Below are 23265 nucleotides of genomic sequence, written 5' to 3'. Positions count from 1 at the left end.
CGGGCCGTCGCCCGGCCGGACGCGAAGCTCCACTCGCCTGCTTCGGGCGGAAATTCGCCCTTCGGGCGAAATGACGGCCCGCGCCGGCGGCTTCTCCACAGTTGCCGCAGCCAGCCCGCTGCTCTAGGCTGCCGCGTCTGTTTCGCATGAAAATGCTCCGGGGAAAGGGATGGATGCACTGCTGCGCGTCGGTTTCGGCCTGTTCGGGCTGGCGGTGCTGATCGGACTCACCTGGCTGTTTTCCAACAACAAGCGGCGGGTCGACTGGACCCTGGTGGGCACGGGCATCGCCCTGCAGATCGCCTTCGCCGCGCTGGTGCTGCTGGTGCCGGGCGGCCGCGACGTCTTCGACTGGCTCGGCCACGGCTTCGTGAAGATCCTCGGCTTCGTCAACGCCGGCTCGGAGTTCATCTTCGGCAGCCTGATGAACGTGGAGACCTACGGCTTCATCTTCGCCTTCCAGGTGCTGCCGACCATCATCTTCTTCGCCGCGCTGATGGGCGTGCTCTACCACCTGGGCGTAATGCAGTTCGTGGTGCGGATCATGGCGCTGGCGATCACCAAGGTGATGCGGGTGTCGGGGGCCGAGACCACCAGCGTCTGCGCCAGCGTGTTCATCGGCCAGACCGAGGCGCCGCTGACCGTGCGCCCCTACATCTCGCGCATGACCGAGTCGGAGCTGATCACGATGATGATCGGCGGCATGGCGCACATCGCCGGCGGCGTGCTGGCCGCGTATGTGGGCATGCTCGGCGGCGGCGATCCGGTCGAGCAGGCCTACTATGCCAAGCACCTGCTGGCCGCTTCGATCATGGCAGCCCCAGCCACCCTGGTGATCGCCAAGATCCTGATTCCCGAGACCGGCGAGCCACTGACCCGCGGCACCGTGAAGATGGAAGTGGAGAAGACCTCCAGCAACATCATCGACGCCGCCGCGGCCGGCGCCGGCGACGGCCTGCGCCTGGCGCTGAACATCGGCGCGATGCTGCTGGCCTTCATCGCCCTGATCGCGATGATCAATGCGCCCCTGACCTGGCTGGGCGAGGTCACCGGCCTGCAGGCGGCCATCGGCCGCCCGCTCGACCTGGCGACGATCTTCGGCTGGGTGCTGGCCCCGATCGCCTGGCTGATCGGCGTGCCCTGGCAGGACGCGGGCATCGTCGGCTCCCTGATCGGGCAGAAGGTGGTGATCAACGAGTTCGTGGCCTACCTGCAGCTGGCCGACATCGTCAACGGGCGCGTGGACGGAGCGGTGTTGAGCGACCAGGGCCGCCTGATCGCGACCTACGCGCTGTGCGGCTTCGCCAACTTCAGCTCGATCGCGATCCAGATCGGCGGCATCGGCGGGCTCGCGCCCGACCGGCGCCAGGACCTGGCGCGCTTCGGCCTGCGCGCCGTGCTCGGCGGCACCATCGCCACCCTGATGACGGCGACGATCGCCGGCGTGCTGACCAACCTCGGCGCCTGAGTCCGAAGGAGAAGCGCCGTGTCTGCTGCGCAGGTGGTGGTGGTAGTCGGCTCGTTCAACATCGATCACGTCTGGCACTGCCAGGCGCTGCCGCGACCCGGCGAGACGCTTGTCGGCAGCTACGTCACCGGCCCCGGCGGCAAGGGCTTCAACCAGGCCACCGCCTGCGCGCGCAGCGGCGCGCGCACTGTGTTCGCCTGCGCGCTGGGCACGGATCCGGGTGCGGACCTGGCGCGCAGCCTGGCCGCGCGCGACCGCATCGACCTGCGCGCCGAATCGCCGGACGCGCCCACCGGCACCGCGGGCATCTACGTGGCCGCCGACGGCAGCAACAGCATCGTCATCGGGCCGGGCGCGAACGGCATGCTGTCGCCGGAGTTCATCGCCAGACAGGCCGAGGCCATCGCGACCGCCCGCATCGTGCTGGCGCAGCTGGAATCGCCGGTGGACAGCGTGCTGGAAGCGATGCGCCTGGCACGGGCGGCCGGCGTGCGCACCATCCTCAATCCTGCGCCCGCCAACGCCGCGAGCACGCGCGAACTGCTGGCGGTGGCCGACGTGCTGACTCCGAACGAGACCGAGTTCGCCGCCCTGCTGGCGCGGCACGCGGGCGAGCAGGTCGATCCATCCACGCTGGCGGCGCTCGAGGACACGCTCCTGCACCGGCTGTGCCGCCTGCTGCTGCCGCGGGGCACGGTGGTGGTGACGCTGGGCGCGGCGGGCGCATTCGTCTCGCACCGCGAGGACAAGTGCCGCGGCGACGAGGTCGCGCACTATCGCGTACCGGCCTTCGAGGCCGCCACGGTCGACACCACCGGCGCGGGAGACGCCTTCAACGGCGCGTTGGCCAGTTCGCTGGCGATGGCGGCCGACCGCAGCTTCGCCGACCACGTGCGCTTCGCCAGCCGCTACGCCGCGCTGTCGACCGAGCACGAAGGCGCGGCCGAGTCGATGCCGCAGCTGGCCGCCGTCGCGCAGGGCTGAGCGGGTCGGCCGGCCCCGGGCCGCGCCGTCGCCCGCGCGCCTGGTGTCGGGGCGCTCGAGGCCGGCAGCCTGATCCCCGCGCCCGCCCGTCCCGCCTGCCGCTGGAAGCGTGCTCGCGCGCGGAAACTGCCCGCCACCGGAGGCCGCTGCCCGCAGGCGGTCGACCCGCACGCCACACGGCCGGCAGCCGGGCCCGTGCATGCCCGCCCGCTACAATGCCCGGATGCAGATCGGGCCCTACCGTATCCAGCCGCGCGTGGTCCTCGCCCCGATGGCAGGCGTCACCGACAAGCCGTTCCGCCAGCTGTGCAAGCGGCTGGGCGCGGGCCTGGCCGTGTCGGAAATGACCACCAGCGACCCGCGTTTCTGGAACACCCGCAAGTCGCGCACGCGCATGGACCACGACGGCGAACCGGACCCGGTCAGCGTGCAGATCGCCGGCACCGTGCCGGAGGTGATGGCCGAGGCCGCGCGCCACAACGCCGGCCACGGCGCCCAGATCATCGACATCAACATGGGCTGCCCGGCCAAGAAGGTCTGCAACGCCTGGGCCGGCTCGGCGCTGATGCAGGACGAGGCGCTGGTGGGCCGCATCCTCTCGGCCGTGGTCGCCGCCGTCGACGTCCCGGTGACGCTGAAGATCCGCACCGGTTGGGATGCCTGCCATCGCAACGCAGCGGCGATCGCGCGCATCGCCGAGGACAGCGGCATCGCCGCGCTCGCCGTGCACGGCCGTACCCGCGACCAGCACTACACCGGCCAGGCCGAATACGACACCATCGCCACGATCAAGGCGCAGCTGCGCATCCCGGTGATCGCCAACGGCGACGTCGATTCGCCGCGCAAGGCGCGCGAGGTGCTCGAACGCACAGGCGCCGACGCGGTGATGATCGGCCGTGCCGCGCAGGGCCGCCCCTGGCTCCTGGGCGCCGTCGCCCATTACCTGGCGACCGGCGAGTCGCTGCCCGAACCCTCGCCCGGCGAAGTGCGCGACATCCTGCTGGGCCATCTCGAAGCACTGCACGCCTTCTATGGCGAACAGGCCGGCGTGCGCATCGCCCGCAAGCACCTGGGCTGGTACGCGAAAGATCGCCCCGAGAACGCCGCCTTCCGCGGCGTGGTCAATCGCGCGGAAACGGCCGACGCGCAGCTGCGTCTGACCCGCGACTATTTCGACGCGCTCGCCGCGGGCGTGGCGCCGGAGCTGCCGGCCGCGGCCTGAGTCGCGGGTTGCCAGCGCCGACGGCCGCCGCCAAGATGCACCGCGCGCCGGGCGGAGCCGGCAGCACGGGGAACGGCACATGGAATTGCAGGACCACGACCCGGACGCATCGCGCCGGCCGATCAGGGCGCGCGGCAATGCGCTGGTGCAGCGCATCGCGACGATGCTCGTGCACTCGCCGCTGAGCGCCAACGCGATCTCGGTGCTGAGCATCGCCTTCGCCGCCGCAGGCGCGGCCGCGCTGCTGTGGCTGCCGCCCTGGGGCGCATGGCTGTGCGCACTCGGCATCCAGCTGCGCCTGCTGTGCAACCTGTTCGACGGCATGGTGGCGGTGGAAGGCGGCAAATCCACGCCCACCGGCGCGCTCTACAACGAAGTGCCCGACCGCATCGCCGACAGCGTGCTGCTGGTGGCGCTGGGCTACGCCGCCGGCCTGCCTTGGGGCGGATGGCTGGCCGCGCTGCTCGCTGCGGCCACCGCCTACATCCGCACGCTCGGTGGGGCGCTGGGCCAGCCGCAGGACTTCCGCGGACCGATGGCCAAGCAGCACCGCATGGCACTGATGACGGTGGCCTGCCTGATCGCGCCGCTCGAAGCGACGCTGGCCGGCAGCGGCCATGCGCTGTGGCTGGCCGTGCTGCTGATCGCGGCCGGATCCCTGGTCACCTGCCTCACGCGCCTGCGCGCCATCGCCGCGCGGCTGGAGCAGGCGCCTTGATCGCGCGCCTGGCGGGCGCGGCCCTGGTCGGCTTCACCCGCACCCTGGTCGGCGCACGCGCGCAGTGGCGCGTGCCCCCGCCGCCGGGCCAGTGCATCTACTTCGCCAACCACACCAGCCACCTGGATACCGTGGCCATCTGGTCGGCGCTGACGCCACGCCGGCGCGCGGAGGTGCGGCCGGTGGCGGCCCGCGATTACTGGGACAAGCCCGGCCTGCGCGGCTGGCTGTCCGGGCGCGTGCTGCGCGCGATCCTGATCGACCGCCAGCGCGCCGACCGCGAGGCCGATCCGCTGGCGCCGGTCCGCGCCGCGCTCGACCAGGGCGATTCTCTGATCCTGTTCCCGGAGGGCACGCGGACCAACGAGCGGCTGCCGCAGAAGTTCAAGGCCGGGTTGTTCGCGCTCGCCGACGCCTATCCGCACGTCGAGCTGGTCCCGGTCTACCTCGATACCCTGCACCGCAGCTTGCCCAAGGGCGCGCTGCTGCCGCTGCCCCTGCCGCTGTACTGCAACGTCAATTTCGGCGCGCCGCTGGCGCGGATCGCCGGCGAACCGCGCGAGGACTTCCTGGAACGCGCGCGCACCGCGGTGGAGGCGATGGCATGAGCCCGCAGACCAAGATGCTCTGGGTGTTCGGCGGCATCGTCGCGCTGCTGCTGGTCGCTTCGGTGGCGGGCTGGCTGCTGTCGCGGCGCGGACCCGAGGGCGGCAACGCCACCGTGCAGAACCTCAATGCGCGCGTGCGCGCCTGGTGGGGCATGGTCGCGGTGCTGGCCATCTGCTTCGGCATCGGGCCGGTAGCGACGCTGGTGGTCTTCGCCGGCATCTCGTTCTTCGCGCTGCGCGAGTTCATCACCCTGACCCCCACCCGCGCCGGCGACCACCTGCCGCTGGTGGCCGCGTTCTACCTGCTGATCCCCGTGCAGTACTGGCTCATCTTTGATCAGTGGTACGGGCTGTTCGCGATCTTCATCCCGGTCTACGCCTTCCTCGCGCTGCCGGTGCTGGCGGTGTTCGGTGGCGACACCACGGATTTCCTCGCGCGCAGCACCAAGATCCAGTGGGGCGTGATGATCGCGATCTACTGCATCAGCCATGCGCCTGCGCTGATGATCCTGCATCCCGATGCGCCGGCGGGCACCGGCCAGCTGCTGCTGCTCTACCTGATGCTGGTGGTGCAGATCAGCGACGTGATGCAGTACGTGTTCGGCAAGCTCTTCGGCCGACGCAAGCTGGCGCCGCAGGTGAGCCCGTCGAAGACGGTCGAGGGCCTGGTCGGCGGCGGGCTGGCCGCGGTCGGCATCGGCACGGCGCTGTGGTGGATGACGCCGTTCACGCCGCTGCAGTCGGCCGGCATGTCGGCGGTGATCGTGCTGGCCGGCGTCTGCGGCGGGCTGGCGCTGTCGGCGGTCAAGCGCAGCCTCGGCGCCAAGGACTGGGGCCGCATGATCGAAGGCCACGGCGGCATGATGGACCGGATGGATTCGGTGGTGTTTGCCGCGCCGGTGTTCTTCCACCTGACGCGGTACTGGTTCCCGGCATAGGGCATCCGCCGGTCGGGCGGGGGCAAGCGGTGGCGGTTGGTCGCGCCGATGGGCCTGCCTGCGTCCGCAGCCAGGGACGCCTTGCTCTACGCCCGGCGCCCCGCCGGCCGGCGCCTTCAGCGGCTGCCGGGCTGGACCGGAGACGAGTCCGGCTCGACCCAGATCCGCTCCCACATCTGCGCCAGGCGGCGGTGCGCCTCCCAGGGCCAGGACAGCTGCTCGGGCGGCACCGCGCGCCAGCCGTCGCCATCGCGTCGGGCCACGGAGAAGTTGAAGCTGTAGTCGGGCTCGGCGCCCATGCGCAGATCGCTGAGCACCAGGTATCCGTCGCGCACCTGCGCCTTCATGAGGCCGCGGTTGAACCACTGCAGCCGCACCACCGCCGGGATATTCCCGGCCGCGGCCAGGGCATCCACCTCTGAGTGATGGTGCCGGAACGCGATGGGATGCGAGTCGGCGACCAGCGAATGCTCGCCTTCCACGAAGCCCTCGGGCGTCATCGCCACCACCCGCCACAGCAGGGTATTGAACGGCATCGGCACCGTGAAGCGCGGTGCATCGGCCATCCCCAGAGCCGCCAGCGAGCGCTCCGCCTCGCGCTCGACCATGCCCTTGGCCACGAGCGACCAGCCCAGGTAGCCGCAGCTGAGCGCCAGCCCGGCCAGCAGGGCGCGCCGCGCGGCGGGCTTCGGCCCGGCGAAGACGGCCACCGCCACGCCGACCAGCAGCCACAGCGTATAGCCCGGATCGATGATGAAGACGCTCGACCACATCACCGGCGGCATCGGCAGCGGCCACAGCAGTTGGGTGCCGTAGACCGTGAAGGCGTCGAGCAGCGGATGCGTGAACAGCGCCAGCTGGATCGCCCAGAACCAGCCACGCGGCGCCTGCGCCACGCGCCCCCCACGCCTGCGGAAGAAGGCCCAGATCGCCCAGCCCAGCAGCGGCAATACGAACAGCGAGTGACTGGCGCCGCGGTGCAGGGTCATCAGCGCCACCGGATCGTCGGTGAACAGCGCGATCGGGAAGGAGTCGAGGTCGGGCAGCGTGCCGAGGGCCGCGCCGGCGAGCATGGCGGCGCGCCGGTGCGCGGCGGGAACCGCGGCGCCGGCCACCGCCGCGCCAAGCAGGAGCTGGGAGAGGGAGTCCATCGCCGCATTCTAGGCGGCGAGCGGGCGGCTTCCCGCCGGCATGGCGCCGCGCAGCGCCGCCGACCGGCGCGCGTTAACCTGCGGTCCGGCTGGCGGGGTGCGCAGCCGGGACCGCCCGTGTATCATCCGCACCCATCTTTTCATCCGAATTGAAGGATATAGCCGATGTCCAGCTACCTGTTCACCTCCGAATCGGTCTCGGAAGGCCATCCGGACAAGATCGCCGACCAGTTGTCCGATGCGGTGCTGGACGCCATCCTGGCCCAGGACAAGCGCGCCCGCGTGGCCTGCGAGACGCTGGTGAAGACCGGCGCGGCGATCGTTGCCGGCGAGGTCACCACCAGCGCCTGGGTGGACATCGAGGCGCTGGCGCGCAAGGTCATCAACGGCATCGGCTACGACAATTCGTTCGTCGGCTTCGACGGCCACACCTGCGCGATCATCAACATGCTCGGCAAGCAGTCGCCGGACATCAACCAGGGCGTGGACCGCAAGAAGCCCGAACAGCAGGGCGCGGGCGACCAGGGCCTGATGTTCGGCTACGCCTGCAACGAGGCGCCCGAGTTCATGCCCGCGCCGATCTATTACAGCCACCGCCTGGTCGAACAGCAGGCCAAGGTGCGCAAGAGCGGCAAGCTCAAGTGGCTGCGTCCGGACGCCAAGTCGCAGGTCACCCTGCGCTACGACGGCAACAGCGTGCTCGGCCTGGACGCGGTGGTGCTGTCGACCCAGCACGATCCGGACATCAAGCAGAAGGACCTGGTCGAGGCCGTGCGCGAGCACATCCTCAAGCCGGTGCTGCCGAAGAAGTGGCTCGAGGCGCTGGGCAAGAACAAGGTGCACATCAACCCGACCGGCAAGTTCGTGATCGGCGGGCCGGTGGGCGACTGCGGCCTGACCGGGCGCAAGATCATCGTCGATACCTACGGCGGCATGGCCCGCCACGGCGGCGGCGCGTTCTCGGGCAAGGATCCCTCCAAGGTCGACCGTTCGGCCGCCTACGCCGCGCGCTACGTCGCCAAGAACATCGTGGCCGCCGGCCTGGCGGACAAGTGCGAGGTGCAGGTGTCTTACGCCATCGGCGTGGCCGAGCCGACCTCGATCTCGGTCACCACCTTCGGCACCGGCAAGGTCGGCGACGACGTGATCGAGAAGCTGATCCGCCGCCACTTCGACCTGCGCCCCTACGGCCTGACCCGCATGCTCGACCTGGAGCATCCGATCTACCAGGCCACCGCCGCCTACGGCCACTTCGGCCGCAAGCCGAAGGAAATCAGCTACGTCGACGGTGCCGGCAACAAGCACACCGCCACCGCCTTCTCCTGGGAGAAGACCGACCGCGCCGAGGAACTGCGCAAGGCCGCGAAGCTCTAGTCGCCAGCGCCAAGCTGGAATGGAAACGGGCCGCGAAAGCGGCCCGTTTTTTATCCGGATGTTCGATCGTGGTCCCTGCGGGCAGGTGGCGCCCTGCGCATGCCAGGGCCCGCCGATCCCCGCCTGCGAGCGGCAAGCGCCGCACGATTCCCGCGCTCGCGCGAACGACGAACTGGCGTGCCGCCGGCAGGCGGCGCCGCCGCTAGATTCGCGGGTTGGCGGGAACGATGAACTGGTAGCTCGTCGCTGCGCGTGGATATGGCCGGATGCCTGTGGCCGCGCGGGGGTGATGTCCGCAGGCGGCCTGGCCCGCATGCGATCGGCCCGTGGCACGTACCACGGGCCGCACGGCCGCGAGGCTACGGCGTCGAGGGGCGCGGCCCGGCGTTGCGCACATGGGTATCGAGCCAGTCGCTGGTCTCGGCCAGCATGTGCAGGATCGATTCGCGGGCGCGGTAGCCGTGCGATTCGCGCGGCAGCATCACCAGGCGCGCTGTGCCTCCAAGGCCCTTGATCGCGGCGAACATGCGCTCGCTCTGCATCGGGAAGGTGCCTGAATTGTTGTCCTCCTCGCCGTGGATCAGCAGCACCGGTTCGTTGATGCGGTCGGCGTGGTCGAACGGCGACATCGCGTGGTAGGTCTCGGTGGCCTGCCAGTAGTTGCGCTCCTCGGCCTGGAAGCCGAACGGCGTGAGCGAGCGGTTGTAGGCGCCGCTGCGGGCGATGCCGGCGCGGAACAGGTCCGAATGCGCGAGCAGGTTGGCGGTCATGAAGGCGCCGTAGGAGTGTCCGCCGATGGCGATGCGATCGCGATCGGCCACGCCGCGGCGCACCACCTCGTCCACCGCCGCCTGCGCGCTCGCCACCAGTTGCCTGACGTAGCTGTCGTTGGGCTCGGCATCGCCCTCGCCGACGATCGGCATGGTCGGGCCGTCGAGCACCGCATAGCCCTGCGCCAGGAAGGCCAGCGGCCCCCAGTAGCTGATTCGGTTGAAGCGATACGGCGAGCCGCGCACCTGGCTGGCAGCGTCGGCGGATTTGAACTCGCGCGGATATGCCCACATCAGCATCGGCAGGGCGCCGTCGCGCTCGCTGTCGTAGCCGACGGGCAGGTAGAGATCGGCGGTGAGTTCGACGCCATCGTCGCGCACGTAGCGGATCTGCTCCTTGCTCACGCCACGCAGTGCCGGGGTCGGATGCGGGAAATCGGTCAGCGCCACCGGCTGGGCGTCGCTGCCCGGATGGCGCAGCAGCACGTTCGCAGGCTCGGTGGGCGATTCGCGCGTGGTCAGGATGCGCGTGGCTTCCCCGTCCAGCAGGGCGAACGGCGCTTCGTACCAGGGCGCCTGCGACTGGAACAGGCGTTCGCTGCGGCCACTGGCCAGGTCCTGGCGGTCCAGGAAGGGACGGTCGCCCTCGGGCGAGGCGCCGGCGCCGATGCGATAGATCATCTCGCCGTTGCCGGTGGTCAGCAGGCGACTGAAGCCGCGCTCGTCCACCCGCGTCACCGGCGCACCCGGATCGCCGTAGCGGTCTTCGCTCGAGGCTTCGCGCAGCAGCGAAGGCTTGCCACCAGCGTTCGGCGCCAGGCGCCACTCGCGCAGGCGCCGCGTCTTCCACCAGCTCTCGTAGAGCAGGGCCAGGTCGCCATCGCCCCATTCGATGCCGTCGAAGCGCATCGACAGGTCGGCCAGCACCTGCGGCTCGCCGCTGAACGGCGCGGCGTGGGCGAACACGCGGTCGCGCACCTCGGCCTCGCGCGCGGGATCGCCGCCGTCCTGCGCCTCGGCCCAGACCAGGGTGGCGGGCGCATCCGCGCGCCAGTCGATGCCGCGTACGCCGGTCGGCACCGCATCGTTGCCGGTGGGCAGGCCTTCGACCAGCGGCCGCACCGCCACGGTGTGCAGCGTGCGGCCGTCGAGGTCGGTCACGTCGATGCGGCGCGGAAAGCGCGAATACGGCACCAGGTAGGAAAACGGACGCTCGAGGCGCTGGCGCAGCAAGTGGCGGCCGTCGGGCGAGATCGAGGCGCCGACGTAGAGCTCCGGGCCGCCGATATTGCGCACGTTGCCGTCCAGCGACACTTGCGCCAGCTGGCTAGTCAGGTAGTAGGCGAACAGCGCCTCGTCGTGCGGGTTGCGCAGCAGGTCCTGGTAGGTGCGCAGGCTCTGGACCTGGCCGCCACCGCCGGTTTCCTGGATGTTGGGGCCGGCCGGGATGCCGGCATCCTGCGGCGCTTGCCCCTGGCCCCGGGACGCAGCAACACCAGCAGGCCGCTGCTGTCGGGCAGCCAGTCGAAGCCGTTGCCGGGCACCGCGTTGAGCGGCTGCTCCAGCAGGCGGCGCGCGCTGGCGGCCGCCACGTCCACCAGCCACAGCTCCACCCGCCCCGCGCGCGCATCGACATGGCTGAAGGCGATGTGGCGCTGGTCCGGCGACCACTGCAGCGAGGACAGTTTCAGCGGCTGCGGCAGGCCCTGGATGCGACGCTCGGTTCCGTCCCCGACCTGCTGCAGCCACAGGTCGTCGATGAAGCTGAAGGCACTGGCCGAATGCGCGCGCGGATGGATGCGCAGGCCTGCGAGCTTCAGCTCCGGCTGCGCCACCACCTCGATGCCCGGCAACGCAGGCACCTGCATGTAGGCCAGCAGGTCGCCCCGCGGCGACAGCGACAGCCGCGGCGCCGAAGGCGCATCGACGATCGCGCGCAGCTCGTCCGCCGGCAGCCGGTAACCCGGCGTGTCCAAGCCGGAGGCCGCTGGCGCCTGCGCCAGCAGCGGCAGTGGCGCGGCCAGCGCCGCGATCAGCAACAGCGGGCGGACACGCCGCAGAAAACCGGTTCTCATGCCGGGCACTCCCCTTGTTCATCGAACCGGGCAGGATAGCCAGATCCACGGTGGGCGGCCCCGTGGCGATGGTCATGGCGCCAGCCCACCCGCTGCTTCCGGCCCGCCCGATTCAGCCTCGCAAGGGCCGGAAGCGATACAATTCCGCCCCCCACCGAGGGGCGCTGCGACCGCGGACACCGTGGCCAGGCTCGGCGGGAGCGACTGCGACAACGGCGCCCGTCAGCATGAGTCCCTTGGACTCCCGAGGACGGAGCACCACATGAACGCACAAGTGAAGACCTTCTCCCAGGAAGGCGACTACAAGGTCGCCGACATCTCGCTGGCCGACTGGGGCCGCAAGGAGCTCGACATCGCCGAGCACGAGATGCCCGGCCTGATGTCGATCCGCCGCAAGCACGCCGCGACCGCCCCGCTCAAGGGCGTGCGGGTGACCGGTTCGCTGCACATGACCATCCAGACCGCGGTACTGATCGAGACGCTCAAGGACATCGGCGCCGACGTGCGCTGGGCCTCGTGCAACATCTTCTCGACCCAGGACCACGCCGCCGCGGCCATCGCCGCCACCGGCACCCCCGTGTTCGCCTGGAAAGGCGAGACGCTGGAGGAATACTGGGACTGCACGCTCGACGCGCTGAGCTTCCCCGACGGCAAGGGCGGCTTCCTCGGCCCGGAGCTGGTGGTGGACGACGGCGGCGACGTGACCCTGCTGATTCACAAGGGCTATGAGCTGGAGAAGGGCGACGAGAGCTGGGTGAACTCGCCCTCGGGCAGCCACGAGGAGCAGGTGATCAAGAACCTGCTCAAGCGCGTGGCCGTGGAGCGTCCCGGTTACTGGACGAAGGTCGTCGCGGGCTGGAAGGGCGTCTCGGAAGAGACCACCACCGGCGTGCACCGCCTCTACCAGCTGGCCGAACAGGGCAAGCTGCTGGTGCCGGCGATCAACGTCAACGACTCTGTCACCAAGAGCAAGTTCGACAACCTCTACGGCTGCCGCGAGTCGCTGGCCGACGGCCTCAAGCGCGCGCTCGACGTGATGCTGGCCGGCAAGGTCGCCGTGGTGTGCGGTTACGGCGACGTGGGCAAGGGTTCGGCGGCGTCGCTGCGCGCCTACGGCGCACGCGTGATCGTCACCGAGATCGACCCGATCTGCGCGCTGCAGGCGGCGATGGAAGGCTACGAGGTCACCACGATCGAGGACACCCTCGGCCGCGCCGACATCTACGTCACCACCACCGGCAACAAGGACATCGTCACCCTGGCGCACATGCAGGCGATGAAGGACCAGGCCATCGTCTGCAACATCGGCCACTTCGACAACGAGATCCAGGTCGATGCGCTGTATGTCTCGGGCGCGGTGCGCACCAACATCAAGCCGCAGGTGGACAAGTTCACCTTCGCCAACGGCAACGCGATCTTCCTGCTGGCCGAGGGCCGCCTGGTGAACCTGGGCTGCGCCACCGGCCACCCGAGCTTCGTGATGTCCAACTCGTTCTCCAACCAGACGCTGGCGCAGATCGACCTGTGGGCCAACAAGGACAGCTACGAGGCCAAGGTCTACATCCTGCCCAAGCAGCTGGACGAGGAAGTGGCGCGCCTGCACCTCGAGAAGATCGGCGTGAAGCTGACCAGGCTCACCCAGGAACAGGCGGACTACCTGGGCGTCGCGGTCGAAGGGCCGTACAAGCCGGAGCACTACCGCTACTGAGTCCGCGGAACACCGCGGCACCACTGCCGGGCGCCCTGTGGCGCCCGGTTCTTTTTTACCGATGCAGACAGCATGACCAGCGCTTCCCTCCCCGCTCCGCTCGCCGGCCCTGTCTTCGTACGCCTGCTGGCGCGCGTGGCCGCCGTTGGCGCGGGCGCCCGTCCGGATGGGCCGCTGGCCGCCACCCTCGCCCAGTGGATCGACTGGCCACGGGCGGTGACCCTGGCCACGGCGCTCGACGTCGCCCAGCCGGCCACCGACGGGTCCGGCTTCGAGGCGAGCGACGACGCCGCCTGCAGCCAGCTGCGCGCGCAGCTGCGCGAGGCCATCGAGCGCGATCCGCTGCTGGCCGTGCCCGGCGCCGATGTCGCCGAGTTCGCGCCATTCCGGGCCTGTGTTCTCGCACACCAGCGCGCGATGCTCGCGGCGACCGGGCGGCTGCGCGGGCGACTGCGCGACATGCTGGCTGCACGCCCGGCGCACGCCCGTCTGGCCGAGGTCGACGCCGCGATGGAACAGGTGCTGGCGCCGCGCGAGCATGCGCTGCTGTCCAGCGTGCCGGACCTGCTGGCCGCGCACTTCGAGCGCATGCGCGCCGAGGCATCGGCAGCGGACCCGGCATCCGTCCCTACCCAGGGCGCGCCCGCCTGGCTCGACCGTTTCCGCCTCGACCTGCGCGAGCTGCTGCTCGCCGAATCCGACCTGCGTTTCTCACCCGTCGAGGCGCTGCTCGCCGCGCTTCGCACTCCCGACCCGAGTCCATGACCGCACGCCCCTACCCGCTCCTGTTTCCCTGCATCTTCCTTGCCGGCCTGGCCATCATCGGCTGGATCGGCGCCGGCTACCTCGGCAGCAGCCTGCTGGGCGTGGTGGTGGTCGCGCTGATCGTCGCCTGCTACCTGGCCGGCGCACTGGAGCTGCATCGCTATCGCCAGGCCACGACCAGCCTGGCGCGCGCGCTCGACGCCACCGACAGCGCAGGGAGCGGACTCGGCGCCTGGCTGGAACGGCTGCAGCCCGCCCTGCGCACGCCTGTGCGCCTGCGCATCGAAGCCGGGCAGGCCGCCCTGCCCGCGCCGGCGCTGGCGCCTTCGCTGGCCGCCCTGCTGGTGCTGCTCGGTATGCTCGGCACCCTGCTGGGCATGATGGCCACCCTGCGCGGCACCGGGCTGGCGCTCGACAGCGCCGTCGACCTGGACGCGATCCGTGGCTCCCTGTCCAATCCGGTGCGCGGGCTGGCGCTGGCCTTCGGTACCTCGATCGCCGGCGTCGGTGCCTCGGCCGCGCTGAGCCTCCTGTCCACGCTCGCGCGGCGCGAACGCCTGCAGCTGCTGCCGCCTCTGGACGCCGCCATTGCCGGCCCGCTGCGCGCGTACTCGCAGGCGCACCAGCGCGAACAGGCCTTCGGCCTGCTGCAGCGCCAGGCCGAACTGATGCCGGCGCTGGTGGACCGCCTGCAGGAGATGAGCCACGCGCTCGAAGCCCGCGCCAGCGCCGCCGATGCGCAGCTGCAGGCGCGCCAGGATGCCTTCCACGCCAATGTCGAACACGCCTATGCCCAGCTCGCCGGCTCGGTCGGCCAGTCGCTGGCGCAGAGCGTGGCCGAAAGCAGCCGCGCGGTGACCGGCGCGCTGCAGCCGGTGATCGAGACCACCCTGGCCGGCATGGCGCGCGACACCAGCGCGCTGCGCGAGACCGTGGACCAGGCCGTGGAGCGACAGTTGGACGCGCTCACCATCGGCTTCGAGACCGCGAGCGAGCGCGCCGCGCACAGCTGGACGCTGGCGCTGGCCGAACAGCAGCGCGCCAACGCGGGGCTGGCGGGCGAACTGCGCGAGGTTTTCGCCCAGGCGGCGCAGGCGCAGGAGCGCCAGGCCAGCGGCCTGATCGACGGCATCGCCGCACGCCTGGAGGCGACGGGCAGCCAGGTGGGCACGGCCCTGGAGCAGGCGCTGGCCCGCCAGGACGCGGCGAACAACGCCCTTGCCGTACGCAACGAAGCCGCGCTGGCCACGGCCTCGGCCGCCTTCGGCCAGCAGGCCACCGGTCTGCTGGATCAACTGCAGCAGTCCCACCAGGCGCTGCAGGCCGCGCTCGCCTCCGGCGACGAAGCACGCCTGGCCGCCTGGGCCGGCGCATTCGACGCCACGTCCGGCGAACTCGCGCGTCGCTGGGAGCAGGCCGGCGAGCATGTCGCCAGCCGCCAGCAGGAGATCTGCGCCACCCTGGAGCGCACTGCCGGCGAAATCGCCGCGCAGGCCCAGGCGCATGCAGGCGCCACCATCGCCGAGGTTTCGCGGCTGATGCAGACCGCCGCCGAGGCGCCGCGCGCGGCGGCCGAAGTGGTGGGCGAACTGCGCCAGTCGCTGTCGGACAGCATGGTCCGCGATACCGCGATGCTGGACGAGCGCGCGCGCCTGCTGGCCACGCTGCAGACGCTGCTCGATGCGGTGAACCACGCCTCCGGCGAACAGCGCGCCGCGGTGGATGCGCTGGTCACCACCTCGGCCGATCTGCTCGAGCGCACCGGTGCCCGCCTGGTCGAGCGCATCGAGCTTGAGGCCGGCCGGCTGGATGCCGCGGCCGGCCAGCTCACCGCGGGTGCGGCCGACGTGGCCGGGCTGGGCGATGCGTTCGGCGCCGCGGTCGAGAGCTTCGGGCAGGCCAACGAAGCGCTGCTCGAGCGCCTGCAGCAGGTGGCCGGCGCGCTGGACGGCTCGCTGGCGCGCAGCGACGAACAGCTGGCCTACTACGTTGCGCAGGCGCGTGAAGTGGTCGAACTGAGCGTGCTGTCGCAGCAGCAGATCATCGCCGAACTGCAGCGCGTGGCCGACCTGCGCCAGGCAGCCGAAGCGTGAGCGCGGGGATCGAGGCCGACGGCGGCGACACCGCTACCATCTGGGCCGCCTTCGGCGACCTGATGGCGGTGATGCTGGGCGTGTTCGTGCTGATCCTGCTCGGCGTGGTCGGCATGCACCTGCACACCGCCGCGCAACTGGACGAGATCGAGCGCGAACAGGCGCGCGCAGCCGCGCAACGCCAGCAGCTGGAGCGGGCGCTGGCCGTGCCCCTGGCGGCCGGTCGCGTCACCCTGGTCGACGGCCGCATCGGCATCCGCGGCAATGTGCTGTTCGCGCTCAACTCCGATGCACTGCAGGACGAAGGCCGTGCCCTGCTGAGGGAGCTGGCGCGCCCGCTGTCGGACTATCTCGCCGCCCGCGAGGAGATCCTGATGGTCAGCGGCTTCACCGACGATCGCCCGGTACTGGGCGGCAACCGCCGCTATGTCGACAACTGGGAACTGTCGGCGCAGCGCGCGCTGACCGTCACCCGCGTGCTGATCGAGGAAGGCCTGCGGGCGGATTCGGTGTTCGCGGCCGCCTTCGGCGCGCAGCAGCCGGTGGGCTCGAACGCCGACGAGGCCGGGCGCGCGCGCAACCGCCGGGTGGAAATCGCACCGATGCCGCGACCGCGCCAGGGTGGCGACGCCAGCCGTGGGCGCTGACCGGGACGACATCCTCGCGCTGGTGCAGGGCCTGCGCGACTCGTCCCCGGGGGCGCGCAAACGGCTACGCGAGCATCGGATCGAAGCGCTCGCAGCCCGGGCGGCGCGGCTCGACGGTGCCGCGCGCAGCGCAGTGGACGCAAGGCTGCGGGACCTGGTCGACGCCGAGCTGCGCGCGCGCGCGGACGCCGCTGCGCGATCGACGCCTGCGTCGGAGCGGCCCGTGGCCGGGGCCATCGCGCTGTCCACGCTGCTCGGGCAGTTTCCGCGCGCCCGGGGCGCTGGTGGCGCTGCATTCGCGGGGAGCGGCCCCGGGACACGGCCCGACCCCGGCCGCGATGCCAGCAGCCCACCCGATCCGGACCCGCGGCCGCACGCCGGGACGTTTCCGCCGCTGCCCGCGCTCGATGCATTCCGACACACGTGGGCGCGTCTGCGCATCGACAGCCAGCTGCGGCACGCGCTCGCCGACGTGCCCGAGGATGCAGGACCGATGAATTCGACCGTGCTGGTACACCGCGCTCTGGCGCTGATGCACGACACCGCGCCGGATTATCTACGCCATTTCCTCGGCTACGTCGACGCCTTGGCCGGCGTTGCGTGGATCAGTCCCGAGCGAGCCACCACGCCAGCGCCACGATCCCCGCGCCCAGCGCAATCGCCTTCGCCGGCGAACGCTTCAGGTCCTGGCAAAGGCCCTCGACCACGTTCACGCGGTCGGCGGCGATCAGGGTGAGCCAGTGGCGCAGGTCGTTCTCGCTGTGGCGGAACGCCGCGCGCCGGAGCGCTCCGCTCATGCCCTTGGGAGGCAGCCGGGTGCCGAAGGTGCGCGAGTGCTCCGGCCGCTCGACCGAACGCAGCACTTCGACCGTCATCGGCTGCTGCGGCGGCGGATCGCTCCAGGGCACGTCGAGTCTTGGCGGCGTGCGCTCCATCGGAACGGCCGGCCGGTTCTCGCGCGGCAGGTCCGAGCCCCAGCCGGGAATGTGGTCAAACTTGCTTGCGGTGTCCATGGTGGTCTCCCGTCCTTCGCCCGCGCTCACGCCGCATCCCGCGCAGAGGGCGGAATGAGCACGGGCTTGATGCAGTTATCGCGCTTGTTGACGAAGATGTCGTAGGCGTCGGCGACGTCCTCGAGCGGAATGCGGTGGGTGATGATCTCGCGCGGCGAAATGTGGCCCGCGCGGATATGCTCGATCAGCCGCGGCAGGTGCCGCTTCACGCTTGCCTGGTTCATGCGCAGGGTCAGACCCTTGTTGACCGCGTTGCCGATCGGAATCATGTTGAACGTGGGCCCGTACACGCCCACGATCGAGATGCGCCCGCCCTTGCGCGCGCTGTTGATCGCCCAGTGCAGGGCGATGGGCGAGCCGGCCTGGATCATCGCAATCTTGCCGGTGAAGCTGTGGAAGGCGCTGCCGGTGGCGTCGCAACCGACCGCATCGATGCAGACGTCCGCGCCCAGCCAGTCGGTCATCTTCTTCAGGTGGGTGGCCATGTCGTCCACCTCCTTGAAGTTCACCGTCTCGGCATGGGCGAACTTCCTGGCGAACTCGAGCCGGTACTCCTCGCAGTCGACCACGATCACCCGGCCGGCGCCGAAGAACCAGGCGCTCTTCGCGGCGAACAGGCCCACCGGGCCGGCACCGAACACGATGACCGTGTCGCCCTCGCGGATGCTGCCCATCTCCGCGGCCTGGTAGCCGGTCGGGAAGGCATCGGTCAGCAGTACCGCATCCTCGATGTGGATGTCGTCGGGAATGATCGTCGGGCCCACGTCGGCGAAGGGCACCCGCACGTACTCCGCCTGGCCGCCGTCGTAGCCGCCGGCGGTGTGCGTGTAGCCGTAGAAGCCGCCCATCGCGCTGGCCTGCGAGTTGACGTTGTGGCAATTGCCGTACAGCTCCTTCTGGCAGAAGTAGCAGCTGCCGCAGAAGATGTTGAACGGCACCAGCACGCGGTCGCCCACCTTCAGGTTCTGCACCGAAGGGCCGACTTCCTCCACCACGCCGCAGAATTCGTGGCCGATGATCGAACCCACCCGCGTATCGGGCACCAGGCCGTTGTAGATATGGATGTCCGAACCGCAGATGCAGCTGCGCGTCACGCGGACGATGGCGTCGTTGGGGTGCTCGATCTGGGGCTCGGCGACGTGCTCGATGCGCATCCTGCGCGGTCGCCGATAGGTGGTGGCCAACATGGGGTTCTCCGAAGGAAGCAACGCCGGTCGGGACGCCGGCGACATGCAGACCTTCGCGCGCAAGCCGTGAACATGGTGCGTCGGATTCGTGGGCGCTGCGTGATCCCCGTTCAGGACCGGCCGTCCAGATCCTGCAGAGTTCGTCGAAGACTGTCTTGCGAGGGGCTTAGGTTCTGACGCGACGGAACAGCGACGCCCATCCGGACGTCCCGGGGGAACCCGCGCCGGTGGGCTCGGACCGTGCGACTGCAAACCCGGCGGCTCGGCCCAGGCGGCCAGCCGCATCAGCGCCAGTTCGCGTTTGCTTCCCAGAACTCCACGCTGCGCCGATAGGCCTCGCGGTCCAGGCTCACGCCGGAGCCGCCCTCCTCCACGCCCAGCGCATTGCGCATCATCGTGATCGGCGCCATCGGGATCTCCTCGGGCGTGGCCGTATAGAGGCAGCCGACGATGCCCCAGTCGCCTTCGATCGGCGCGCCCTCCGTGGCCAGCTGCGCCGCGCTGTAGAGGATCGCCACCAGATAGTCCGCCACCGGCGGCTCCACGCCCTCGAACCAGCGCACCAGCACCGGCAGTTCGGCCTTCGTACGCGCTTCATAGCCCGAGCGCAGCAGGTGCCGGTTGCCGTCGGTGACCGGCACGGTGAGGCAGCGCGTACTGGTCCAGTTGCGATGCACGTGCAGTCTGCAGAACGGTGCGTAGCCCTCCAGCACCCGCAGCGGTGGCTCGTCGTTGAGCCGCCGCTCGAACTGCTCCGGCGTGCAGTCACGGATGGTGTTGGGGCGCGGCTCGCGCGGGAACAGGCGCGCTCGGGCGAAGGGGGTGAGGATGATGCGCATGCGGACACGGAAGCGGTACGGGGGCGCAGCTTAGCCGCTCGATGCCCGGGGACACGCGCCCGGGCCCTGGCAGGCGTCCCGCGATAGGCGGCATCACGCCCCGGTCGCAACCCGGCAAACCGCGGTATCCAGCCCCGACCTGCGGACGCCAGGTCCGGACAGGCCGCCACCGGGGGACAGAGCGCGGCTGGGCCGCCACCCCTGCCGGCAATCTCTACACTTCCATCGCGATATAGAGATATAATCCCGCCGTCTTTCCCGGGCCGCGCCAGCCATGACCCCGATCAGCTTCGAGTTCTACCCGCCCAAGACCGACGAGCAGCGCAGCCAGCTCGACCGCACTGTCGGCAAGCTCAAGGCGCACGCGCCCGAATACGTGTCGTGCACCTTCGGTGCCGGCGGGTCCACTCTGAGCTACACGGCCGACACCGTGCAGGGCCTGCTGCAGACGCACGGACTCGACGCCGCCCCGCACCTGTCCTGCGTCGGTGGCACCCGCGCCGAGATCGCGACCCTGCTGCACCGCTACCGCGAACTCGGCTGCCGCCGCATCGTCGCGCTGCGGGGCGACCTGCCCTCCGGCATGGGCCAGCCCGGCGACCTGCGCTACGCCGCCGACCTGATCGGCTTCATCCGCGAGCAGCATGGCGACCACTTCCATATCGAGGTCGGCGCCTACCCCGAGACCCATCCGCAGGCCGAGGACGCGCTCGCCGACCTGCGCCACTTCAAGGCCAAGATCGACGCGGGTGCCGATGCGGCGATCACCCAGTATTTCTACAACGCCGACGCGTACTTCCATTTCGTCGATGCCGTGCGCGCGCTCGGGGTGGAGGTGCCGATCGTGCCGGGCATCATGCCGATCTCCAATTTCTCCCAGCTGCGCCGTTTCTCCGAGCAGTGCGGGGCGGAGATTCCGCGCTGGATCGGTCGCAAGATGCAGGCTCTCGGCGACGACGCCGAGGGCATCCGCGAGTTCGGCGCGGATGTGGTCGCGCGACTGTGCGAACGGCTGCTCGCCGGAGGCGCGCCGGCCCTGCATTTCTATACGCTCAACCTGGCGCGTCCGACCCAGGCGGTGCTCGCGCGCATGGCGTGACCCACCCCGGGGGCAGGGGCGCAGCGCGCTTCCGCACAGGCCGCTGAATGCGCGACGCGGCGCCCTTCCCGCCTGCGGGCGGCGGCGCTAGGCTGGGCCGATGCGTCCGCTCCTGCTTGCCTGTTGCCTGCTGCTGTGCCTGCCCGTGCCGGCCATGGAGGCGCAGGCGCAGATCCGCCGCTGCGTCACCGAAGGCGGGGGACACGTCTACACCGACCGCCAGTGCAAGGATCTGGGTGCCACCGAGCGTGCGCCGCGGCCCAGCATGGTGCAGCAGGGCGGGCGCCTGATCCGGCGCGACTGCAGCCGCAGCCTGCAGGATCTGGTGCACGAACTCACCGCCGCCATCGACAACCGGGACGTGAACCGCCTCGCCGGCATCTACCACTGGCCGGGCATGTCCACGCGCGGCGCCAACGCCGTCATGGGCCGTCTCGACGGCATCGTCAGCCGCCCCCTCGTCGGCATCGTGCCGGTGCAGCCGGCGCCGCCCGCGCCGGTCGTGGTGGCGCCGGAGCGCGGCTCGCTGTCCTGGCGCACGCTTGATCGCGGCGCCGGGTCGCAAGCATCCAACGAGGCCGACGCCTTGCCGCCCGCGGTGCTGGCCGCCGCCGGGCAGCACCGCGCTGCGCGGCGTCCGCCCACCGGCCTGGTGGTGGAGCAGACGGTCGCCGACCGGATCACGCCGCTGCAGACGATGTTCTCGCTGCGCCGGCACCTCGATTGCTGGTGGCTGAGCCTCTAGCTGGGCGGGATGGCGGGCCCGTCGTGGCCGCAATGTCCGGCTGCGGTCCGTGATCGGGCAGAATGACGGTTTCAAACGTATCGAGGCGCTGCATGCAGTACCCGCAATGGATCTGGCAGAACGGTGCGATCAAGCCGTGGGCCGAGGCCACCACCCACGTCATGTCGCACGCGCTGCACTACGGCTCGTCGGTGTTCGAAGGCATCCGCTGCTACGACACCGACAAGGGCCCGGCGATCTTCCGCCTGACCGACCACAACCGGCGCCTCTACCTGTCGGCGAAGATCCACGAGATCGACATCCCCTACTCGCTGGACGAGATCAACGCCGCCTGCCGTGAAGTGATCGCCGCCAACGGCAATACCACCGACTACCTGCGCCCGGTGGCGTACCGCGGGCTGGGTGGCTTCGGGCTGTCGGCCGAGACGCCGGTGGACGTGGCCGTGGCGACCTGGAAGATGGGCAAGTACCTCGGCGACGAGGCCCTGTCGAATGGCATCGACGCCTGCGTGTCGAGCTGGCAGCGCTTCGCGCCCAACACCATTCCGGCGGGCGCCAAGGCCGGCGGCAACTACCTCTCGGGCACGCTCGTCGCGCGCGAGGCGCGGCGCCTGGGCTTCGGCGAAGGCATCGCCCTGGCCTCCACCGGCCTGCTCAGCGAAGGCGCCGGCGAGAACCTGTTCCTGGTCTTCGACGGCGTGCTGCATACCACGCCGGTCAGCGCCGCCCTGCTCAACGGCATCACCCGCAACTCGATCATCACTCTGGCGCACGACGCGGGCATCGAGGTGGTCGAGCGCGACCTGCCGCGCGAATACCTGTACCTGTGCGACGAGCTGTTCATGTGCGGCACCGCGGCCGAGATCACGCCGATCCGTTCGGTCGACGGCCGCCAGGTCGGCGCCGGCAAGGCCGGCCCGGTCACGCGCCGGATCCAGGAACTGTTCTTCGGCCTGTTCGACGGCAGCACGCCCGACAAGCACGGCTGGCTGGAGACGGTGTAAGGCGATCGGGCGGGAGCCGCGCCACGGTTCCCGCCCGCATCCTGCCAGGCGCCTGCCGAAGGTGGATCTGTGCGGGCGCCCGCGTCCCCGCTCGCCGCCGCAAAGGGGCGGGTGCGACGGGCTGACCGGCGGCCTGGCCTGGACGCTTCGCGCTACTCGCCACGCGGGTCCCGGTCCGCCGCCTCCCCGGTCAGCGGCACGAAACGCACCGGCGTCACCACCCGCTCGTCCAGGCTGCCGTCCGCCCGCTTCTCGATCACGCGCAGCTCCTGCACCGCATGCACCGGGCCGACCGGGATCACCAGCCGTCCTCCGGGCCCCAGCTGTTCCAGCAGCGGCGCGGGCACGTGGTCGGGCGCCGCGGTCACCACGATGGCGTCGAAGGGCGCCCGCTCCGGCCATCCCGCATAGCCGTCGCCGCTGCGCACGGCGATATTGGAGTAACCCAGCCTGCGCAGCAGCAGGGCCGCCCGCGTGGCCAGCGGCGTCAGGATCTCGATGCTGTAGACCTCGCCCGCCAGCTCCGCCAGCACCGCTGCCTGGTAGCCCGAGCCGGTCCCGATCTCCAGGACACGGTCGCCCGGCCGCGGCCGCGCCAGCTGCGTCATCAACGCCACGATGTAGGGCTGGGAAATGGTCTGGTCGTGTCCGATCGGCAGGGGCTCGTCGCGATAGGCCTCGGCCGCGGATTCTGCGGGTACGAAACGGTGCCGCGGCACCTTGCGCATGGCCTCGAGCACGCGCGCATCGTCGATGCCGCGGCCGACCAGTTGGCGTTCCACCATGTGCAGGCGCCGGGCCGCCTCGTCGCCGTCCGCGCCGGTGGCCGGAGCGGCGCAAGCGGTGGCATGCGCACA

19 protein-coding genes, 2 pseudogenes and 1 riboswitch are annotated in these 23265 nt (G+C 70.8%); of the genes and pseudogenes, 15 read left to right on the top strand and 6 right to left on the bottom strand.

Translation table 11 applies throughout. The annotated features are described in order from the left end of the window. The first annotated feature begins 169 nt into the window (after positions 1-169). The 6 genes from ACQYVW_RS12380 (at position 170) to ACQYVW_RS12355 (ending at position 5938) form a co-directional block, all read left to right on the top strand. The gene (locus tag ACQYVW_RS12380; RefSeq protein WP_434936102.1) at positions 170-1468 is read left to right on the top strand and encodes a NupC/NupG family nucleoside CNT transporter; all 1299 of its coding nucleotides are present in this window, start codon (positions 170-172) and stop codon (positions 1466-1468) included. Positions 1469-1486: 18 nt separating this feature from the next. Beyond that, positions 1487-2452 (top strand): ribokinase, encoded by a 966-nt coding sequence (locus ACQYVW_RS12375; RefSeq protein WP_434936103.1) that lies wholly within the window; start codon positions 1487-1489, stop codon positions 2450-2452. A gap of 223 nt (positions 2453-2675) precedes the next feature. Further along, positions 2676-3674: a tRNA dihydrouridine synthase DusB gene (dusB, locus tag ACQYVW_RS12370; RefSeq protein WP_434947183.1), complete on the top strand. Its 999-nt coding sequence runs from the start codon at positions 2676-2678 to the stop codon at positions 3672-3674. Between the two features lie 79 nt (positions 3675-3753). Then, entirely contained in the window at positions 3754-4392 is a 639-nt protein-coding gene (locus ACQYVW_RS12365; protein ID WP_434947182.1) for a CDP-alcohol phosphatidyltransferase family protein, read from the top strand. Then, a complete protein-coding gene (locus tag ACQYVW_RS12360) occupies positions 4389-5000 on the top strand; it encodes a lysophospholipid acyltransferase family protein (protein WP_434947181.1) in 612 nt (203 codons plus the stop codon). The genes ACQYVW_RS12365 and ACQYVW_RS12360 overlap by 4 nt, the downstream gene beginning before the upstream one ends. Then, positions 4997-5938 (top strand): phosphatidate cytidylyltransferase, encoded by a 942-nt coding sequence (locus ACQYVW_RS12355; protein ID WP_434947180.1) that lies wholly within the window; start codon positions 4997-4999, stop codon positions 5936-5938. Before ACQYVW_RS12360 ends, ACQYVW_RS12355 begins: the two co-directional genes overlap by 4 nt. Before the next feature lie 116 nt (positions 5939-6054). Here the strand turns inward: ACQYVW_RS12355 and ACQYVW_RS12350 are convergent, their stop codons facing one another. Then, a complete protein-coding gene (locus ACQYVW_RS12350) occupies positions 6055-7089 on the bottom strand; it encodes a metal-dependent hydrolase (protein ID WP_434947179.1) in 1035 nt (344 codons plus the stop codon). A 165-nt stretch (positions 7090-7254) separates the two neighbouring features. On the opposite strand from ACQYVW_RS12350, the gene metK reads away from it, so the two are divergent. Beyond that, entirely contained in the window at positions 7255-8463 is a 1209-nt protein-coding gene (metK, locus tag ACQYVW_RS12345; RefSeq protein ID WP_434947178.1) for a methionine adenosyltransferase, read from the top strand. A 359-nt stretch (positions 8464-8822) separates the two neighbouring features. On the opposite strand, the pseudogene ACQYVW_RS12340 reads toward metK, so the two are convergent. Beyond that, positions 8823-11269 (bottom strand): annotated as a pseudogene (locus tag ACQYVW_RS12340) (alpha/beta hydrolase family protein). A gap of 189 nt (positions 11270-11458) precedes the next feature. Next, positions 11459-11536: riboswitch (S-adenosyl-L-homocysteine riboswitch) on the top strand. A gap of 34 nt (positions 11537-11570) precedes the next feature. Here ACQYVW_RS12340 and ahcY point away from each other — a divergent pair. From ahcY to ACQYVW_RS12315, 5 genes and pseudogenes are all read left to right on the top strand, one after another. Next, the gene (gene ahcY, locus ACQYVW_RS12335; protein ID WP_434947177.1) at positions 11571-13016 is read left to right on the top strand and encodes an adenosylhomocysteinase; all 1446 of its coding nucleotides are present in this window, start codon (positions 11571-11573) and stop codon (positions 13014-13016) included. Positions 13017-13088: 72 nt separating this feature from the next. After that, complete coding sequence (locus ACQYVW_RS12330) at positions 13089-13781, top strand: DUF3348 family protein (RefSeq protein ID WP_434947176.1); 693 nt, start codon at positions 13089-13091, stop codon at positions 13779-13781. Then, positions 13778-15874 carry a DUF802 domain-containing protein gene (locus ACQYVW_RS12325; RefSeq protein ID WP_434947175.1) on the top strand — a complete coding sequence of 699 codons (2097 nt, stop codon included), beginning with the start codon at positions 13778-13780 and terminating at the stop codon, positions 15872-15874. Before ACQYVW_RS12330 ends, ACQYVW_RS12325 begins: the two co-directional genes overlap by 4 nt. Beyond that, positions 15871-16521 carry an OmpA family protein gene (locus ACQYVW_RS12320; RefSeq protein WP_434947174.1) on the top strand — a complete coding sequence of 217 codons (651 nt, stop codon included), beginning with the start codon at positions 15871-15873 and terminating at the stop codon, positions 16519-16521. Before ACQYVW_RS12325 ends, ACQYVW_RS12320 begins: the two co-directional genes overlap by 4 nt. Next, positions 16496-17101: pseudogene (locus tag ACQYVW_RS12315) on the top strand (DUF2894 domain-containing protein); the annotation flags it as partial. The gene ACQYVW_RS12320 and the pseudogene ACQYVW_RS12315, both read left to right, overlap by 26 nt. A 25-nt stretch (positions 17102-17126) precedes the next feature. Here the strand turns inward: ACQYVW_RS12315 and ACQYVW_RS12310 are convergent. From ACQYVW_RS12310 to ACQYVW_RS12300, 3 genes are all read right to left on the bottom strand, one after another. Further along, positions 17127-17534: a hypothetical protein gene (locus ACQYVW_RS12310; RefSeq protein ID WP_434933579.1), complete on the bottom strand. Its 408-nt coding sequence runs from the start codon at positions 17532-17534 to the stop codon at positions 17127-17129. A gap of 26 nt (positions 17535-17560) precedes the next feature. Then, positions 17561-18721, bottom strand: a complete 1161-nt coding sequence (locus ACQYVW_RS12305) for a zinc-dependent alcohol dehydrogenase (RefSeq protein WP_434947173.1) — start codon at positions 18719-18721, stop codon at positions 17561-17563. 284 nt (positions 18722-19005) lie between these two features. Further along, positions 19006-19560: a DUF3228 family protein gene (locus ACQYVW_RS12300; protein WP_434947172.1), complete on the bottom strand. Its 555-nt coding sequence runs from the start codon at positions 19558-19560 to the stop codon at positions 19006-19008. A gap of 274 nt (positions 19561-19834) precedes the next feature. Here ACQYVW_RS12300 and metF point away from each other — a divergent pair, with 274 nt between their 5' ends. The 3 genes from metF (at position 19835) to ACQYVW_RS12285 (ending at position 22408) form a co-directional block, all read left to right on the top strand. Beyond that, positions 19835-20659 carry a methylenetetrahydrofolate reductase [NAD(P)H] gene (gene metF / locus ACQYVW_RS12295; RefSeq protein WP_434947171.1) on the top strand — a complete coding sequence of 275 codons (825 nt, stop codon included), beginning with the start codon at positions 19835-19837 and terminating at the stop codon, positions 20657-20659. Between the two features lie 100 nt (positions 20660-20759). Then, a complete protein-coding gene (locus tag ACQYVW_RS12290; RefSeq protein WP_434933575.1) occupies positions 20760-21404 on the top strand; it encodes a DUF4124 domain-containing protein in 645 nt (214 codons plus the stop codon). A 92-nt stretch (positions 21405-21496) separates the two neighbouring features. Then, on the top strand, positions 21497-22408 hold the full coding sequence (locus ACQYVW_RS12285) for a branched-chain amino acid transaminase (RefSeq protein ID WP_434947170.1): 912 nt from the start codon (positions 21497-21499) through the stop codon (positions 22406-22408). Positions 22409-22560: 152 nt separating this feature from the next. Here ACQYVW_RS12285 and ACQYVW_RS12280 read toward each other — a convergent pair whose 3' ends face one another. Continuing rightward, positions 22561-23199 carry a protein-L-isoaspartate(D-aspartate) O-methyltransferase gene (locus tag ACQYVW_RS12280; protein ID WP_434947221.1) on the bottom strand — a complete coding sequence of 213 codons (639 nt, stop codon included), beginning with the start codon at positions 23197-23199 and terminating at the stop codon, positions 22561-22563. Between the last annotated feature and the right edge of the window lie 66 nt (positions 23200-23265).

This window comes from Luteimonas campi, from assembly GCF_051162505.1.
Taxonomy (GTDB): Bacteria; Pseudomonadota; Gammaproteobacteria; order Xanthomonadales; family Xanthomonadaceae; genus Luteimonas.
The sequence above is the reverse complement of the archived record's forward strand: the minus strand, read 5'-3'. Positions and strand labels throughout refer to the sequence as shown.